Source organism: Pseudoalteromonas sp. MT33b (assembly GCF_014117385.1).
Taxonomy (GTDB): Bacteria; Pseudomonadota; Gammaproteobacteria; order Enterobacterales; family Alteromonadaceae; genus Pseudoalteromonas; species Pseudoalteromonas lipolytica.
On the sequence record NZ_CP059831.1, the window covers coordinates 2,857,907 to 2,876,718 of the forward strand.

Consider the following 18,812-nt stretch of genomic DNA (forward strand, 5'->3'; position numbering starts at 1 on the left):
GCCGTGCTAAGCATTATTCTCAGGCTCCACGTTAGAAAGCTCTTTGTTAAAGGCATTTACTTCAGGCTTTTTAATGATTGAGTAAATTGCAGGGAGTACAATAAGCGTGAGCAGCACAGCACTTGTCATTCCGCCTACCATAGGAGCAGCAATGCGGCTCATGACCTCAGAACCTGTACCAGTACCATATAAAATAGGCATTAAACCTATAATGATTGTAGCTACCGTCATCATTACTGGACGAACTCGTAAGCCAGCACCGTGCAATAATGCATCTTGATATGCATCATCTGAGATGAGTTCTGCTCGCTCCACCGCTTTTTCCTTAAGCTCAGCAAGTGCTTGATTAAGATAAACCAGCATTATCACGCCAATCTCAACCGCAACACCAGCTAGAGCGATAAAGCCCACACCAACAGCTACTGAGAAATTAAACCCTTCTAGATACATCAACCATAACCCACCGATCATTGCCATCGGCAAGGTAACGATAATGATAGCCACTTCACTAAACGCTCTGAAATTCAGGTAAAGCAGAATAACAATAATGGCGAGTGTTAAAGGCAATACATAGGTGAGCTTTTCTTTCGCTCTTTCCATATATTCGTATTGTCCAGCCCAAGTAATTGAATAGCCTGCTGGTAATGTCAGGTTATTTGCTAAGTGTTCTTTAGCATTTTCAACATAAGTACCTACATCAACGCTATCAATATCAATGAAAGTCCAACCATTGATTCTGGCATTCTCACTTTTAATACCCGGTGGGCCATTCTCTACTCGAATATCAGCAACATCACCTAGTGCAATGCGTTGACCACTTGGTGTTACAACAGGTAATCGTGCTAGCTGCTCAGGAGAATCTCGATAATCTTGCGGATAGCGCAGATTAACAGGGTAACGCTCTTGACCTTCTATCGTTTGTGTCACATTCATACCGCCAATCGCAGTAGAAACTACTTGTTGGACATCTTCGATATTTAACCCAAAGCGACTTGATTTATCTCGTGAAATATCAACCTTGATATATCGTCCACCTGCAACTCGTTCAGAGTAAACTGACGCTGTGCCTGTCACTTCTGGCAAGAGTTGTTCTATTTGTTGGCCGATATCCTGAATTACATCAAGTTCTGGTCCGGCGACTTTAATACCGACAGGCGTTTTTATACCTGTAGCTAACATGTCAATGCGGGTCTTGATTGGCATGACCCAAGCATTGGTTAAGCCCGGAAATTTAACCAACTTATCAAACTCAGCTTTTAACGACTCAGTTGTCACGCCTTCTCGCCACTCCTCCCGTGGCTTCAATTGAATAAAGGTTTCAATCATGGTTAGAGGCGCAGGGTCAGTTGCGGTTTCAGCTCGTCCTACTTTACCGAATACATTTTCAACTTCTGGCACAGTGCGAATAAGCTTGTCCGTTTGCTGCAATAACTCTCTTGCTTTACCGATTGAAATGCCGGGATATGTAGTAGGCATATACATAAGGTCGCCTTCATCCAATGGCGGAATGAATTCACTACCAATTTTATCGACAGGCCAAAAACCAACGATAGTCACTAATACTGCTGCGACTATTGTCAATTTTGGAAACTTCATGACTTGCTTTAAAACAGGCATGTAGATAGCAATCAATAATCGATTTAATGGGTTTTTCTTTTCAGAGACGACTTTGCCTCGAATAAAGTAGCCCATCAAAACAGGCACCAATGTTATTGCCAAGCCTGCTGATGCAGCCATTGCATAGGTTTTTGTATAGGCGAGCGGTGAAAACATTCTTCCTTCTTGCGCTTCTAAGATAAACACAGGTAAGAATGAGACAGTTATGATCAGCAAGCTAAAAAATAATGCAGGGCCTACCTCACTCGCAGCCTTAGCTACAATTTGCCAACGGTTTTCATCTGTTAGTGGTGTTTTCTCCATATGTTTATGCATATTTTCAATCATCACTATTGCACCATCAGTCATCGCACCAATAGCAATAGCGATACCGCCTAAAGACATAATATTGGCATTGATGCCTTGCATATACATGATGATGAATGACACCAATATACCTAATGGTAGAGTAACAACTGCCACAATTGATGAGCGAAGATGAAATAGGAAAGCAACACAGACAATAGCCACGACCGCAAGCTCCTCTAGCAACTTGCTCCAAAGGTTATCAACAGCACGATCTATTAACTTCGATCTGTCATAGACAGGGACAACCTCCACCCCCTCTGGTAAAGAAGATTTGAGCGACTCAAGCTTTTCTTTTACCCCATTTATGGTTTGTTGAGCGTTTTCACCAAAGCGCATAACGACAACACCACCAACAACTTCGCCTTCGCCATTAAGTTCTGCGATACCACGGCGCATTTGAGGACCAAGGTTAACGTTGGCAACATCACCAATACGCAACGGCGTGCCTTGTTCGTTAATACCAAGTGGAATTTTCTCTATATCACTAACTGATTGAATATACCCCGTTGCGGTAACCATATATTCAGCTTCAGCCATTTCCACAACGGATGCGCCAGTTTCTTTGTTCCCTTTTTGTAAGGCTATTTGTATTAAACTTAGAGGAATATCGTAAGCTCTCAATTTGTCAGGATCTACTTGCACTTGATACTGCTTAACCATACCACCAACGGCGGCAACTTCGGACACGCCCGGAACAGTTTGTAGTTCATACTTTAAGAACCAGTCTTGAATGCTTCTTAATTGGCTTAGATCATGGTTTCCAGACTTATCTGTTAAAGCGTAAATGTATACCCAACCCACACCTGTTGCATCAGGTCCTAATTGAGGTTTTGCCGAATCAGGCAGGCTTGATGCTACTTGGCTTAAGTATTCAAGTACTCGGCTTCTAGCCCAATACAAATCAGTATCATCATCAAAAATAATGTAGACGTAGGAATCACCAAAGAATGAGTAACCACGAACAGTTTGCGCCCCCGGCACTGATAGCATCGCTGTAGTAAGTGGAAATGTCACTTGATCCTGCACAACTTGTGGTGCCTGTCCCGGATAACTCGTCTTAATTATCACCTGCACATCAGAAAGATCTGGGAGTGCATCTACTGGCGTTTTTTGTAATGAATACAAACCACCAAACGCGATAATTAAGGTAATCAACAAAACAAAGAAACGATTGCCGATAGACCATCTAATAATTGATTCAATCATTATTTTTCTCCCACTTAATGATTAGAATGATCAACAGCAGCTTTATTTTCCTTGCCGTGTTGTTCATCTGATTCAAGAGAGATTTCAGTGATAACTAAGTCATCCCTAACCTCAAAAGTGAAAGTGACATTATCACCAACATTGAAATCAACTATTTCTATATTGTCCGCGACGATAAAATCCATCGTCGCAGCAGGTCTATCCCACTTCTCTATTGGGCCTCGGCTAATATTTAGAATCCGTGTATCAATATCAATCGCATTAATTAAACCTGATACTGTTGCTGATGATACTTCTTCACTCATATCAGCAGGCTCACTCATGATATGAATTCCAGTAACTTCATATCCACCCTCTTCGGTTTTGCTCACTTCAAAGTGCAAAGATTGACCAGACTTCAGTGAATCAATATCTACCTTTTCACCTACATCGAAGTCCATTGTCATTTCAGGCCAATCCCAAGCCTCAGCAGGACCATGAGTAATATTAACCATACGATGTCCCGCCATGACGCTGTTGATTTCGCCTTCCATCCAAACAGAGCTAGGCACTTCGTCATGAGTCATTCGTTTAAAATCAGAGTTTTTACTTGATTCAGAATCAATCAAGAATTGAGCAGATGTCACCACAACATCATCTTCATTAAGACCCTCTAAGATTTCGATACTATCGATATCAACCCGGCCAATTGTCACTTCGATAGACTTAAATTGCCCATCCCCCAAGGCAAGTACAACTCTGTCTTGTTTACCTGTGCGAATGACGGCTTCTTTAGGTACGAGTATCGTGCTATCAGCTTGATTAGCGTGAATAGAGACTTGTGCAAACATGTTTGGTTTTAATTGATAGTCTGGGTTGTCAAACTTCAGTCTCACTCTGAGTGTGCGTGTTTTACTATTCAATGTTGGATAAACATAATCAACGACACCAGCCCAGTCCTCTCCGGGTAAATAATCCAGTGTCATTGATACAGGCAGTCCTTCTTTAATTAAGGCTGCGTCACGTTCAAACACTTCTGCTTCAACCCAAACTTGATCTAGTTGACCAATGCTTAATAAAGTGTTTCCCGGCTTGACATAAAAGCCTTCTCTAATCTTCAAACCGTCAACAACACCTGCTTGTGGTGAATAAAAGGTGATGGTTTGCTGAACTTTTCTAGTCTTTTCTAGCTTTTGAATGAAATCTGCTGAAAGCTGTAACGCTTTAAGGCGATCTTTCGCCGCCGAAATTAAGGAACTATTGTCGCGCTTTAAAGCTATTAAAAGTTCTTCTTGCGCGTTAACTAACTGAGGAGAATACAGTGTATAAAGAGGCTGCCCTTTCTCTACAGGGTTACCTGCCGCTTTGACATAGAGTTTTTCAATCCAACCATCAACACGTGGGTGGATATGAATTAGCTTATCTTCATCATATTGAACGTAACCAACCGTTGATATTTCAGTATGCATATTTTTCAGCTCAACAGGTGCAGTGCGAACCCCTAGGTTATTCACTACATGAGGCGCAATTTTTACTGCTCCGGGACCAAAATCATCACCAGATGATTCTTCCTCATACACAGGAATTAAATCCATCCCCATAGGCGACTTACCGGGCTTGTCCCGGCGGTAATTAGAATCCATCGGTGCAACCCAATACAGAGGCTTTTTCTCTGCTGATGTTGTTTCATCTGTATTACTGTTTGACCCTGCACCTTGATATAAGCTCAATACTCCTGCGCCTAGCGCAGCACCAATGATGATGGCAATAATTGTTTTAGTATTCGTTGACATTATTTTTCTCCAAATTGCTGATTGGATAAGTGCTGATTAGTTTTGTGTGAAGTTTGCATCGACTTATGTTCAGCATTTGAGTTAGATTGAGAACGTGCAAAGAAATAGTTGATACGAGCAACTGTTTTAAGTGCGTCAACATCAATTCTTAAGGCTGATATTCTGGCATTTAATTCTGCGATTCTTGCTCGAACAACTTCGGCAAAATCGCCATCATCATTTGTGTAAGCTGTCAATGACGCTTCTGCTTGGTCATGAGTTTGTTTAAGGAGTTGTTCTTGATAGATAGATTGCCTATCAGATAAACGCTTAAGCTGTCTAAGCTCCTTTTCCACCATACTGATCATTTGCTTTGTCAGTAATAGTTTCTCGGTTTTAATAGTCTCTGAATCTGCAATAGAAGCTGCAACTTGCTTATCTTGTCTGTTCTCGGTGAACAAGGGTAAATCAAACGTTACTCCAACAGAAAATAAATCAGCTCGGCTATCACCAGAGGGCATATTGTCCCGATAGGCATAACTAGCATTAACACCCCATTGCGGTTCATATTGCTGTTTAGCTAACTCAACTGCTTTTTCTGAAGCTTTGCGTTTTATATCAATTGCAAGTATGGCTGGGTGATTCGAAAGCTCCTGAGCCAATAGATTTCTTGAGTAATTAGATGCTTTTAGGACTGTTGAATTGTTCAAATGAATTGTAGGCAACTTTTTAGAAACCCTAAACTCTAATGGTTGCGTATCAAAGTTGAATGATTCATTCAAGCCAGCAGCATCGTAGATATGAAGCCACTCATTAAGGCGAGCGATTGTTGTTTCTAGTTTCTGCTTTTGCGAAGTTAATCGGTCATCTAACTGCACGATTTCCAATTGAGCACGAATAACATCTTGTTGTCTGGTTTTACCAACAACATTTGAGTAGCTAGCTTTAGTAACTTCCGCCATCTGCTCAAAGAGCGCCCAATCCGCTTCAATCAATTTAATGGTTTGTTGGGCTAAGTAAGCATCTAACCATAACTGTGATACTTGGCTTATCAGTTTAGCCTTACGATCCTCTCGTAGCAGTGGAAATTTCGTTGACTCAATTTTTAATTGCTCTTGTTTAATCTTTAAACTATCACCTCTAGGAAACATTTGAGAAACACCAACCTTTAGTTGAGTCATTCCTTCCTGATCTAAGTCCCAAGTATCTGTTGGTAAATTCATTATCCCTAGTGATACTTTGGGGTCAGGCAAAGTACCTGAAGCGATACTTCTATTTTCAACCGCGCTTTGTTTTAACCGACTCCCATGAAGCCAAGGATCATTTTGCTGAGCCAAGGTGATAGCTTGTTCAAGTGACACTACTTTCTCAGCTTGAGCTGAGAATACAGACAAGCCGAGAATTAGCGAAGTTGAAAGTAGAGTAAGGCTTGAAACATTTAATCTCATTAGAATTGCTCCTCATAAGCCTTAACTTCTGCATATACTTTACTCGTTCCATCTTTAAATAAAATTAATACGTTATATGACATAAAGCGGTCGCCGACTTCCATACCCGGAGAGCCAACAGGCATTGCTGGGACAGATAATCCAATCGCATTGGGGTGCTCTTCTGACAAGAACTGCTGAATAAACTTAGCCGGTACATGACCTTCAAAGGCAAACCCATTTCTACTCACTGCCGTGTGGCATGAACGGTAATTAGGTTTGATACCATACTTAGTTTTGATGTTGCCGATGTTTCGGAAATCTTTGGAATGCGCAACGATCCCTTTGTCTTCAATATGAGTTATCCATTTTTTACAACACCCACAAGTTGGGGTTTTATAAACGATTAACTCCAAAGGTGTTACGTCGTTATTGTGTGCATGCTTATGTTCATTAGCGTTTGCAAACGCAGGTGAAAGCAGCATTACAACTGCTATTTTTAAATACTTATTGATCATTTTTGCCCCCAGACGTCGCTGGAAAATAGCTATAGCGCTACGACGCTATATTGACTAACAGAAAAATTAATTACATGTGTGCGAAATTTGGACGCACTAATCCTGTATTAGGCAAAAATTGGTGGACGATAAAGGGAAGTGGAAATTGAATGAGGTTGTTTAGATTGCATAGCAGCTACAGATTCACTCAATATTTGAATATCTGTCGAGTCAACACTGGAATTTAGGACTGTCGTAGATGAGCAAGCATTTGCAGGACAAATACATTCAACGTCACAACAATCTTCTGATTGACCATTACTGCTTTTATTCATATCACCATGATCCATGTTCATGTTCATGTTCATGTGTGATTCATGAGAACCTGATGGCATTTCGCAAGGCATAGCAGAATACGCAAATGCTTGCCCTACAAAGGCAAACAGCATAAGCGTTATCACTAAGACTTTTGAAAATGCTTTAGACATAAAATTCTCATAAAAATATACATGTCTATGCTAATACAAATTTTCGAATAAGTAAATTGATGTCATGTAAACATTTATGAATATTTGACTAACGTCAACTTTTTCAAAGAGGTAAGTGACAAATAATAATCTCATCAGACTTCTTATCTTCGTTATTCAATGGCTTTTATTTTGAGACTTAAGTTGCTCTCTCATTTCTAAAACTCGATCTACCGAATAAGCTCCCGCCCTCATAACAACCAGTTCAACAAACGAAATATCAATTAACTTATGGTCAGCATCAATCACATAACAACTCTCACTATGTGTGTATATTTCTAACTTATCCTCATCAGCAGATTTGCTAACAATCTTTGAAGTTACCATTTGCTCAAATGGCCGAAATCTGAATGTTTCATCGTCAATAACAACCCCTGACAAAAACTCCCCAAGAAATGATTTTTCAAAGTCTTTATAGTCATAGACCGAGAGTATGTAAGCATCCTTTAAATATGTTTTGTCCATTTGTTACTCCCTACTAATAGCCAGCAGGGAGCATTTCTCGCAACTCTAATAGCTCATTTGGAGAGTACATACACTCATGCATTAAATTGAACTCAAATACATCTACATCAAACTTTTGGGGTTCTGCATCTAAGATATAAAAGTCAGCACCAAAAGTTCTATATTCAAGACCGTTTACTTCCATGACTTTCGTGGAAAACAAAGCCTCACCTTTTTTACCGTTCTTACTATCCTCAGCAAAAGTAGCGTAAAGCACCTGTTCAACCTTATCTTCTAAGTCAGATTTAATTGAGATAAGTGTTGCGTTAGTTAGTTTTACTCTTGGTCTCATGCTTTTGCTTCCTTCTTATCTTCTAGGCAAAACGGGCGGAAAAAACTAAGGTACTTAACTCCATTAACTTTTAGTAAATTGTTGTCAGCATCAAAATGTGACAGAACGCTAGACTGATACAACGAAATATATTTTTCATAATCGATGGTGTTAAAAAAATTGGTATCGACACGTCGTGCATGGAAAACAAGAGCTTGCTGATCGATACGAACAATGAACTTTTGATCACCATCTAGATTTTTAACCTGTAGACATAAATCAGGTTTGTGCCAATCAGATACAAAGGAAGGAATCAGTGGGAAGCCATATACCAAATAGCGCATACCTTCGATTTTGAAGGTTGTTGGATTGAACTGAGCCTTATTTACTTTGCCGCTACGGAATAATTCAAGTGTCAACACCAGCCAGTGCTCATGCTTAGAAAATGTATTTCCTTCAGAAATACAGCCTTCGAACTCACTATCATGGTTTACATGATTGATGTACATGTATTTTTTAATGTCATTCAAGGAAAGCTTTTCAACCGGAAACTTTGAAGCTATGAGCCTGAAATAACAACCATGAACTTTTAAATCTGCATATTGAACTATCAACGGATCATCAAAAGCATCGAAATATGGTCGCCACTCCAGCCTAAAGTCAGCACCAGTGTTTACAATAAACTTGGCATCTTCTGGCAACCCTAATACTTGGTATATCACTGAAACTAACTCTAATGTTTCGATATCTACCAGCATCAGGCTTTCAATACGGTTTGCCATTGACTCAATTTCTTTATGAAGCGATTCAATAATTTCTTGATCATCGTATTCATTGATCATTAAGTATTTCAGGGAATCGTGCTTTAGAATTGAATCCAGTTTTTTCTGTTCAAATGCTTCAGTGAGGCTATTATGGGTATCAGAAAAATGAGGGCAGTTATAAACACCTCTAGCCCACAGGCCTTGGGCGTAAAGATCAGGAAACTCTAATAACTCAGCAAACTCTTTTGCTTGTTTATTGAGTTTATTCTTTAATTGATAAAGTGAGATCATTTAGTTCTCCAAACAACTTTCTAATAAACAATGGCCTACCAACACATTGCTTTATTTATTGTTCAAATAACCAAATTTTTACGGATGCTCCGCTTCACTGTTCACGTTTTTCAAGGCGAAAAACATGTGTAGGCGTAGGCTGTCCGTTCAGCCTTCTTATTATAATATCGCCAAAAAACAAAATGACAACTTACGTATTTGTACAACTTTAGGTAGATATTTTGAGTTTGAACTCTGAAAAGCTAAGCCCAAACAAGGATACGACCATCTCTTCATTTATATTGGAGCCGGGAAATTTTTTTTCAAAATTTCCAATAATGCTATCTAGGTGGCTAGCTAATATTTTTACTAAAAATATTTCCGAGTTTGGTGAGAGTGCAGACAGTGCTATCAATGGGTTGTCAAAGGATTCAGCTTTTATTTTTACTAGTAAATCGCTGTAACTGTCACAGCCATATAGACAAATAGCTGCCCCTTCTTGGGCTTGTCCAAGGGGAATAGTTAATAATTTAGATAATCGTTTTGCCTGCCTTTTTATATTTACTAGCAGGTCTTCTTTTTTAAAAGACATCAATACACCAAAAAACGGCAACGCTAGGCCACGCACCTATGTCACTCAGTTTTTATGTGAATATTTAATCTTTTAGTTCAGAGTAAATCCATTTCGTCCTGTTTTCGTGGGAACGGGCTTCTCTGAAAAGCCACTGCAAAAAGCAGTGGCCATTGTCGCAATATTATAAGGAAATGTGAATGGTAGTTTGATGCCTACATATTCTTTTCAGTGAATTCAGCCAAGCTACTACGCTCTACTTCATCAAAAATCAGCACTGATCCTTTTTCATAATGACGAAACACATTAACAGCCGCACTTGCACCAGAAGAAGCAGGTGTTACAAACTTATCGTCAATCTGGGCTAGGTTGCCCAATACGATTGTCCGACAATTTTTGCCACCGCGACTAAGCATTCCTTTAATTTGAGCACGGGTCATATTTTGTGCTTCATCAATTATTAAAACAGCATCGTCTATTGAACGGCCACGAAAATAAGCCATACTGGTAAATTCTATATTAGCTCTTTCGATCACATGTTCAACTGTAGCGTGAATATTTCCTTCATGATTATCATCCGAGTGCATCGAAATTAATGCGTCAGTAATACCTGCCAGAAGAGGCATTGATTTTTCAGTTAAATCCCCCGGTAAGAATCCCGGATCGTCGTCCATAAAGTCTCTGGAGCGCACCACAACGATTTTTTTGTACTTTTTCAACTCCAATACTTGATGCAGCGCCGAAGCAACTGCCAAAAAAGTTTTTCCGGAGCCAGCAGGACCAAGGATGATATTTAAATCATAGTAAGGGTCTGTTAATTGGCTTAAAGCTACCGCCTGACGCTGGTTTTTAGGCAATATGCCCCATATCTTTTCTTGCTTACGCGGCAATAATTTTGTGTATACCTCAGTATCTGTTACTTCTGAAATCCGACCAATGTGTCCGGCTTCATCGTACCAATACATGTTTGGCTGAACTTCATCGTTGAACAAGCTTATTGGGAATGTATAAACCTCTCCTGAGACTTTGAAATCTTTATCTGATTCAATTCGATCAAAAAGATCGCCTTCAAAAGCCTGTACTCCTGTGTATAAAAGATCAATATCTGATATTTGATTATCTACGGCAACGTCCTCAGCCCTAACCCCAACTGTTCGAGCTTTCAATCGCATATTAATATCACGGCTAACAATTGTTACGTCTTTATTGAGTTCTTTTTGAAGATATAAAGCATAATTAATTATTCTGTTATCAGCATCACTTCCTATCCCGTGCTTTAACTCCTTAGCCAGATCCAATTGAGTGTCAATTCCAATGAAAAGCTTTCCTCTCTGGGCTGTTTCGGTAGATGGTAAAGGAATACCTATTTCCATTTCCTCGGCTGTATGTCCATTTATAATGTCTTCAAGCATTCTAATGCACATACGGGCATCGGCACTTACCGATTTATTAGTTCTTTCTTTCAGGTTATCAAGCTCTTCAAGGACAGTTAGACAGATGTAAATATCATCTTTGTAGCTAAAAATAGATTTTGGATCATGTACTAATGCAGATGTGTCTAGTACACGAGGATTTCGATTATCAATAGAGCTTTTCATTACGCAGCCTCCCAAAAGATTGAATCGTTGCTAGGCTTTGTGTTGTACTTTTCTTGTAAATTACAAATTTTGAGTAAAGGTTTATTGTTGAGAGACTGCTCAGAGTAGCTAAGGTAATCAATTTTTTTGGAAATTCTTTTTACTTTTTCTACAGGCCAATAAAAACAAGGGGGTAAAAACTTTAAAATACCCCCAATTCGGGGTTGTAAAATCACCACGGCATTTTGAATACTTCTTCCTCGCATAAAGTTAACCGACTTAAACTGCATGTTGGCTTTTTCCATAATGTAGTTGCGACTAGATACCGGGTTTTCATCGCCTTTGTGTAACACTTCTAGGGTATCGGTTATGGCAGCAAGCCAAGGGGCCATTTTCTCTTCTTCGGTACCAGGTAAAAAGCCTATTGATTCAGCTATTTCGGGGGTATTTCGGGTTACGATAACTTTATCGTAAATGCCTTTTTCAATAATCATTTCAAGTGCGCTGGCAAGGGCAAGTAGAGTTTTACCACAGCCTGCAGGGCCGGTTAAAATAACCAGTTCAATAGTTGGGTCTAGTAAAGCATCAAGCGCCATGCCTTGGTACACATTTTTTGGCTTAACGCCCCACGCAGTTTGGTTCATTAGACGTTCGACACTAATGTCTTTTAAAGTAATGGTTTTATCGTCGTAGCTTTTTACTCGTGCCGCAAAATGGTCGCTGCTATCAAGTATATACTCGTTATAAAACACATCACTTATGGTACTCTTTGCTATATGATGGTAAGTGTCGCGTCCTTGTTGCTCAGTTTCACACTCACCGACATGTTGCCAAAAATCACCTTCTATTTTTTTGTAGCCGCTGGTTAATAGCGCAATATCATCAATTAATTGGTCTGTGCGATAGTCTTCAACAAACTTCAGCCCTGCTCCTTTCGCTTTAAGGCGCATGTTGATGTCTTTGGTAACTAGCACAACTTTGCTATCACTGTGCTGTTTTTGTAAATGTACCGCGCAGTTAATTATGCGGTGATCATTTTCGTTGCCTGGTAACCCTGAAATGCTATCGGCAAATAAATGGTCATTGACAATAATTAAACGACCGCGAGACTCTGTTTTCGCCTTTTTATTACTTGGCAACGCGACACCTTGCAACATTTGCTCTGGTGAGGCGTCTTTGAGTATTTCATCCAAACCACGAATTGCAACACGAGCATCACGGCTAACATCATGTTTTCTATCCTTTATATGATCGAGCTCTTCTAATACGGTCATCGGGACAACAACATCGTGTTCTTGAAAAGATAAATAAGCGAGGGGTTCGTGGAGTAAGACATTGGTATCGAGCACATACATTTTACTATCAAGGTTCGAAGCTTTTTCCATAGCACTTTCCTTACGTTTTATGATTTTTATGCTATACCCAATTAACTAAACAAGCAGCGATTAAAGCGGTTATTTATTTGTTAGGTATATACTCAGTTTAGTCTATTTGCAGCAAAAGTCCTTTTTATGACAGCCAAAATTACAATTATTTAAGTGGTTAAAATACATACAAAATTTACCTGTAATATTGACTTAAAAAGGTTGACTAAATTTAATTGTGTGCGGCGAGTTTACTGCCTTGAAGTAGCCTGATGTTACAGGTAACATAGCCGCCTTTTTCTTCATAGACGAGACATACATGAATTTTTCCTTAGGTCAGCGTTGGATCAGTGATACTGAGTCAGATTTAGGATTAGGCACCGTAGTTGCCCTTGAAGGCCGTCAGGTCAGCATTTTATTTCCAGCCAGTGGTGAAAACAGAGTTTATTCTTTAACAGAAGCACCTGTTACTCGTGTCGCATTTAATCCAGGCGATGTTATTCGCAGCGTTGAAGAGTGGGAACTTGAAGTAGAGTCAGTTGAAGAACAAGGTGAGCTTTTATGCTACCACGGTACACGTGTTGATAACGGTGAAAAAGTTCAGTTAAAAGAGACCTTTTTAGATCACTTTATTAAATTTAATAAACCGCAAGACCGCTTATTTGCAGGCCAAGTAGACCGTTTTGATCGTTACACCCTTCGCTATCAAACTTGGCAGCACCAGTTTGAGCGTCAGCAATCACCTTTAAAAGGCTTAATTGGTCAACGTGCCAACCTAATACCTCACCAGCTTTATATTGCACAAGAAGTGGGTAAACGTTTCGCGCCGCGTGTTTTATTGTCAGATGAAGTGGGCCTTGGTAAAACCATTGAAGCGGGGATGATTTTACATCAACAAATCATTAGTGCCCGAGCTAGCCGTGTATTAATTGTGGTGCCTGAAAACCTGCAACACCAATGGCTCGTTGAGATGCTTCGTCGCTTTAATTTACGTTTCTCTATTTTTGATGAGGAACGTTGTGATGAAGCATTCGCAGACTCACCGAATGTATTCGAAACAGAACAGTTAGTACTTACTAGCCTTGAATTTTTAAGCAAGAAAAAACGCTGGTTTGAACAAGCAACATTAGCCGATTGGGATTTACTCGTGGTTGATGAAGCGCACCATTTGAGTATTACAAATGGTAAACCAAGCACAGAATATCAACGCATGGCTGAACTTAGCCAAGATATTCCAGGCCTTATTTTACTAACAGCTACACCCGATCAATTAGGCCACCGCAGCCACTTTGCGCGTTTGCAATTACTCGACCCTGATCGTTTTTATGATTACGATGCTTTTGTTGAAGAAGAAAGTAACTACAAAGATGTCGCAGAAGCTGCTAATCAACTACTCAGTGAGCAACGCTTAGATGACACGGCTCGCGAGACATTAAAAGCCTTATTAAAAGAAACCGATATCACTGAGGTGCTTGCTAAAGCTGAGCAAGGTGATGAAACCGCGCGCAACGAAATTTTATCAATGCTACTGGACCGCCATGGTACCGGCCGTATTTTGTTCAGAAATAGCCGCAGCGGTATTGATGGTTACCCTAGCCGTAAACTCCACGCTTACCCAATGGCGATGCCAAAGCAATATAAAACCGCAATGTCGGTATTAGGGAATATAGGCGGCATTCAAAGTGCTGAACTAAGCGCCCTGCGCGCGTTATTCCCAGAAAAAATATTTCAAGAATTTGAAGGTGAAAACGCCAGTTGGGGCGCCTTCGACCCACGTGTTGACTGGTTAATTGAAACATTAAAAACACTAAAACACGAAAAAGTCCTGCTAATTTGTGCTAAAGCTGAAACAGCGATTAGCCTTGAACAAATTTTACGAGAGCGCGAAGCCATTAAAGCATCTGTGTTCCATGAAGGTATGTCGATTGTTGAGCGTGACCGTGCTGCGGCATTTTTTGCTGATGAATACGACAGCGCACAAATCCTTCTGTGTTCAGAGATTGGTTCAGAAGGCCGTAACTTCCAGTTCTCACATCATTTAGTGCTCTTTGATTTACCTTTGAACCCTGATTTGTTAGAGCAACGTATTGGTCGCCTTGACCGTATTGGTCAAACGCAAGATGTAAACATTCATGTGCCTTACTTTGAAAATACAGCACAAGAAGTCTTGCTACGCTGGTATAACGAAGGCCTAGATGCGTTTGAAACAACATCAACCACAGGGCAAATGTTGTATAAAGAATTCGGTGAAGAGCTGCTTGAATTCATTGGTACACATAATTGTGATGAAGAAGAGCTAGACCCACTACTCGAACAAGTTGCTAGCCAAAATGCAAAACTGCGCAAACAAATGGAAAGTGGTCGTGACCGTTTATTAGAGCTGCACTCAAGTGGTCAAGGCCGTGCTGAAAGCTTAGTCGCTGATATCGAAGAGCTAGATGACCAGTTTACATTGCCAAGTTACATGATCAATGTGTTCGACACTTTTGGTGTAAGCCAAGAAGATAAAGGTGAAAATACCATTATCTTAAAACCAACCGAGCATATGTTGAATCCCTCTTTCCCTTGCTTAAAAGATGACGGTATTACCGTGACCTTTGACCGTGCAACTGCACTATCGCAAGAAGATGCGCATTTTATCAGCTGGGATCACCCGATGGTGCAAGGCAGTTTAGACATGATTTGCGATGATGACTTTGGTACAGCATCGGTTGCCCTGCTGAAAAACAAAAAACTCCCTGCGGGTACATTTTTTGTTGAGCTTATCTTCATTGCAGAAGCCATGGCACCGAAGTCATTACAGGTAGGTCGTTTCTTACCGCCGACTCCTATTCGTGTTTTACTTGATAAAAGCAGCAATAACTTAGCCGATAATGTTGCCTTTGATGCCTTTAACCAACAGCTTTCTGCGGTTGGTCGTCAAACGGCAAGCAAGTTAGCCAGTGCGCTACAAAGTGCCATTCACCCAATGATCACCAGCGCTCAGGGGTTAGCCCAAACAAAACTCGACGCATTGCGTGTTGAGTCATTAGAAAAAATGCATACCGCATTAGGTGAAGAGCAAGCCCGTTTAACCGCGCTTAAACAAATTAATCCGAATATTCGTGATGAAGAGCTTAGCTTCTTTGATAAACAACGCAGTGACCTGACGACCTATATTGAAAAAGCCCAAGTTAAATTAGATGCGATTCGTTTGATTGTTGTGTCGCACTAGAGCGAGTGACGTAAAACGTATAAATAAGCAACGCGATGTCATCCCACATCGCGTTTTTTATATTAAAAACGCAGCGAGGCTTATCACCAACGCGACGGCGGCTAATTTGCAAAAGAGAGCGGCTAAGCCTTTATTTTTCTTAATGACATCTTCTGTTTAAGCTTTTTTTAAATACACAGCTTGTAAGTCAGTAAGGTCTTTGCAGTGCCAACACTCAGGTTCGCGGTCGTTAACGTGTAATCCGCATCGTGTGCAAGGCTTACTGCGAATACGGCCCAAAAAAAACATTCAATGACTCCTGTTTTGCAAATTCGCTAAGTAAGCAACTGTATATCGGATAACAATTCAAAACCACTCCTAGCATTGTGTAAGCATTGATACTCCTTTAAAATAACGCCCTTGCATATCATCGAGGCTGGCTGTGTTACTCAATTATAATCCCCCAATGACCCCCTATTTGAGCATTGTTTATCAAGATGATGATTTACTGATCGTCAATAAACCAAGTGGTTTACTTACGGTGCCGGGTAAGGACCCAAAACATGCCGATTGCCTTATTGCACGCGTTAACCGCGTATTTCCTAACGCTAAAATTGTTCATCGCTTAGATATGGCAACCTCAGGGATTATTTGTTTAGCGATGCATAAAGAAGCACATCGCAATCTAAGTATTCAGTTTCAAGATAGAAAAACCGCCAAACGCTATGTTGCGCGTGTATTTGGTAAGCTTGAACAGCAAACAGGTTCCGTCGATTTACCGCTTATTTGTGATTGGCCTAACCGCCCTAAACAAATGGTTGATCACGACAAAGGCAAGCCTTCATTAACACACTTTAAAGTACTTGAGCATGAAGCTCAGGCAACGCGCGTTGAGCTGACCCCAATTACAGGGCGCTCTCACCAACTACGTGTGCACATGCTGTCTTTAGGTCACCCAATTTTAGGGGATAGACTGTATGCCCACTCAGAAGCATTAGCGCTGGCTCCTCGTTTGCAACTTCATGCAGAAATGCTGAGTTTAACTCACCCTGCCAGTGATGAAAAAATGGTGTTTGAAGCTGCTCCAGAATTTTAAACTAAATATTTACGCCGACTTGCCGATACATACCTAGACCTTAATTAAGTGATATCGGCATGACTTTATCCCCTTTACAGACGTTACTTTTCGCAGCCAGTTTTGCGCTAGTTAGCACAGTGAATGGGGCTGATTTTATTAAACCTTCGCCTTGGTCAAGCCTCGTTACAAACGATATTCAACGTTTTTTACCCAGCGATGAAGTGCGTACTTTACTGGCCGGTGAAGATGAGTTCATTAGTTTATATCGTCAATCTATGGCGCCAACACAACGTGGCATCGTGTTAATTATTCCAGACTGGCAAGACGTGCCTACCAATAATGCGGGGATCAACTTTTTACGTAAGCAATTAAATGATATTGGCTATTCGACACTCGCTATGACAATGCCTGATATTGACTGGCACCCTGCCGATATGGCGATGCCAGAGCCCACTGATAACTCTGAAACTGAGTCAACAACGCAAAATAATCAGCAAGCTGACTCAGCTCCACCAGCCCAAACACAACAAGCGCCTCACTTTGTCTCAGCGAAGCCAAACATAAGTGAAGCGATACTTGATGATTACAAACTAAAGTTAATTGCTAGATTCAATGCTTTGTATAACAGCGCGATGGATGAAGGTGGCAACATTATAGTACTGGCACAGGGTGCCAGTGCTGGGCTACTTATTGAGCACTATGCAAGCTTTCCCAATAACGAGTTGAATGCCTTTATTAGTTTAGGAAGCTACCTTCCAAACAGTATTCGAAACCAGCATCTCAATGCCACGTTGTCGACCATTAGCCCACCACTATTAGATATTTTCTACAGTGAAGGTAACCCAGACACACTTCAAAGCGTCGACGATAGAAAACGCTGGGTTAGGCGCAACGCTAAATATGATTATCGACAACGAGAATTGTTCGGAACCCCCACAGAACCTGAGCAACACGAGCGGTTGCTCAAAGAAGTCGACGGCTTTTTACGCCGCCTTCTTTAAATATTCATAAGCGGCTTGAATATCTTGGCTTTTCTTCACCGCGACTTCCATCATGTGCTTAGGTAGCCCTTGCGATACCAGCTTATCAGGGTGATGCTGTGCCATGAGCTTACGATAAGCTACTTTAATATCACGCGCAGACGCATCCTTACTTAAGCCAAGTAACGCAAGTGCCTGAGCACGGTTCATGCTATTGTTTGGCGGGACTCGATGACCATGTTGCTCATTATGAGTACTGTGTTGTTGGTTTTGTTGCTCATAAAAGCGCTGTTGCTGCTGACGAAATGCAAATTCAGCTTGGTAACGTTTTAGTAAGAATGAAAATTGTGTGCGCGAAATTCCTAACTGTTTACTCACCTCGTGCAATAATTGTTTTTCTTGTTCTGCAAGATGACCATCAGAGAATGCCATTTGTATTTGAATTTCTAGAAACAATTGCAGCAAGTCATGACGACGGGCAAAACGTTCTTTAAAATCATGAACCGTTTCTTTTAGTGAAAAATCGGCTTCTTTACCGCTTCGAAATGCATCTTGTGCTTCACGGCGCTCATCACCCGACAAGCCCATTTCATTCATAAAGACACTCGCAGCTTTAATGTGCGTTTCACTGACTCGACCATTTGATTTGGCAATATGACCCATAACCGCAAAGCAGCTTGAAAAAAACAGCGCTTGACGTTCATTAATATCATCACCTTTAAACAGGCCGGAGAAACCGCCCGCTTTATCAAAGTCTTGTTTTAAGCTGCGATCAAACATGTGACCAAGGTACAACCCCAGCAAAGCGCCAACAAACCGGCCAAACATAAAGCCAAAACAGAACCCCAGTACTTTTCCCCACATAAT

At 40.7% G+C, this 18,812-nt stretch carries 15 protein-coding genes; 3 read left to right on the forward strand and 12 right to left on the reverse strand.

Annotation, left to right across the window (positions count from 1 at the left end):
- Positions 1 to 6 precede the first annotated feature (6 nt).
- The 11 genes from H3302_RS12940 to H3302_RS12990 all read right to left on the reverse strand — a co-directional run bounded on the left by H3302_RS12940 (position 7) and on the right by H3302_RS12990 (position 12,715).
- Positions 7 to 3,171 (reverse strand): efflux RND transporter permease subunit, encoded by a 3,165-nt coding sequence (locus H3302_RS12940; RefSeq protein WP_055022009.1) that lies wholly within the window; start codon positions 3,169 to 3,171, stop codon positions 7 to 9.
- A 14-nt stretch (positions 3,172 to 3,185) separates the two neighbouring features.
- A complete protein-coding gene (locus tag H3302_RS12945) occupies positions 3,186 to 4,943 on the reverse strand; it encodes an efflux RND transporter periplasmic adaptor subunit (RefSeq protein WP_055022008.1) in 1,758 nt (585 codons plus the stop codon).
- The gene (locus H3302_RS12950; protein WP_062566153.1) at positions 4,943 to 6,370 is read right to left on the reverse strand and encodes a TolC family protein; all 1,428 of its coding nucleotides are present in this window, start codon (positions 6,368 to 6,370) and stop codon (positions 4,943 to 4,945) included. Before H3302_RS12950 ends, H3302_RS12945 begins: the two co-directional genes overlap by 1 nt.
- Positions 6,370 to 6,867 (reverse strand): DUF411 domain-containing protein, encoded by a 498-nt coding sequence (locus H3302_RS12955; protein ID WP_016708256.1) that lies wholly within the window; start codon positions 6,865 to 6,867, stop codon positions 6,370 to 6,372. Before H3302_RS12955 ends, H3302_RS12950 begins: the two co-directional genes overlap by 1 nt.
- 107 nt (positions 6,868 to 6,974) lie before the next feature.
- Complete coding sequence (locus H3302_RS12960; protein WP_062566154.1) at positions 6,975 to 7,334, reverse strand: hypothetical protein; 360 nt, start codon at positions 7,332 to 7,334, stop codon at positions 6,975 to 6,977.
- A gap of 156 nt (positions 7,335 to 7,490) precedes the next feature.
- Positions 7,491 to 7,838: a hypothetical protein gene (locus H3302_RS12965; protein WP_045979609.1), complete on the reverse strand. Its 348-nt coding sequence runs from the start codon at positions 7,836 to 7,838 to the stop codon at positions 7,491 to 7,493.
- 13 nt (positions 7,839 to 7,851) lie between these two features.
- Positions 7,852 to 8,169: a hypothetical protein gene (locus H3302_RS12970; protein ID WP_045979610.1), complete on the reverse strand. Its 318-nt coding sequence runs from the start codon at positions 8,167 to 8,169 to the stop codon at positions 7,852 to 7,854.
- Complete coding sequence (locus tag H3302_RS12975; protein WP_016708260.1) at positions 8,166 to 9,203, reverse strand: hypothetical protein; 1,038 nt, start codon at positions 9,201 to 9,203, stop codon at positions 8,166 to 8,168. Before H3302_RS12975 ends, H3302_RS12970 begins: the two co-directional genes overlap by 4 nt.
- Positions 9,204 to 9,411: 208 nt before the next feature.
- Positions 9,412 to 9,774, reverse strand: a complete 363-nt coding sequence (locus H3302_RS12980) for a hypothetical protein (RefSeq protein WP_016708261.1) — start codon at positions 9,772 to 9,774, stop codon at positions 9,412 to 9,414.
- Positions 9,775 to 9,968: 194 nt separating this feature from the next.
- Complete coding sequence (locus tag H3302_RS12985) at positions 9,969 to 11,351, reverse strand: PhoH family protein (RefSeq protein ID WP_130166806.1); 1,383 nt, start codon at positions 11,349 to 11,351, stop codon at positions 9,969 to 9,971.
- Complete coding sequence (locus tag H3302_RS12990; protein WP_074988941.1) at positions 11,351 to 12,715, reverse strand: PhoH family protein; 1,365 nt, start codon at positions 12,713 to 12,715, stop codon at positions 11,351 to 11,353. The genes H3302_RS12985 and H3302_RS12990 overlap by 1 nt, the downstream gene beginning before the upstream one ends.
- A gap of 298 nt (positions 12,716 to 13,013) precedes the next feature.
- On the opposite strand from H3302_RS12990, the gene rapA reads away from it, so the two are divergent.
- The 3 genes from rapA to H3302_RS13005 all read left to right on the forward strand — a co-directional run bounded on the left by rapA (position 13,014) and on the right by H3302_RS13005 (position 17,966).
- Complete coding sequence (gene rapA, locus H3302_RS12995; RefSeq protein WP_182395451.1) at positions 13,014 to 15,908, forward strand: RNA polymerase-associated protein RapA; 2,895 nt, start codon at positions 13,014 to 13,016, stop codon at positions 15,906 to 15,908.
- Between the two features lie 421 nt (positions 15,909 to 16,329).
- Positions 16,330 to 16,983 (forward strand): bifunctional tRNA pseudouridine(32) synthase/23S rRNA pseudouridine(746) synthase RluA, encoded by a 654-nt coding sequence (rluA, locus tag H3302_RS13000; protein WP_074988943.1) that lies wholly within the window; start codon positions 16,330 to 16,332, stop codon positions 16,981 to 16,983.
- A 59-nt stretch (positions 16,984 to 17,042) separates the two neighbouring features.
- Positions 17,043 to 17,966, forward strand: a complete 924-nt coding sequence (locus tag H3302_RS13005) for a DUF3530 family protein (protein WP_182395453.1) — start codon at positions 17,043 to 17,045, stop codon at positions 17,964 to 17,966.
- Here the strand turns inward: H3302_RS13005 and djlA are convergent.
- A complete protein-coding gene (djlA, locus tag H3302_RS13010) occupies positions 17,949 to 18,809 on the reverse strand; it encodes a co-chaperone DjlA (protein ID WP_065979659.1) in 861 nt (286 codons plus the stop codon). The genes H3302_RS13005 and djlA overlap by 18 nt on opposite strands.
- Positions 18,810 to 18,812: the final 3 nt, after the last annotated feature.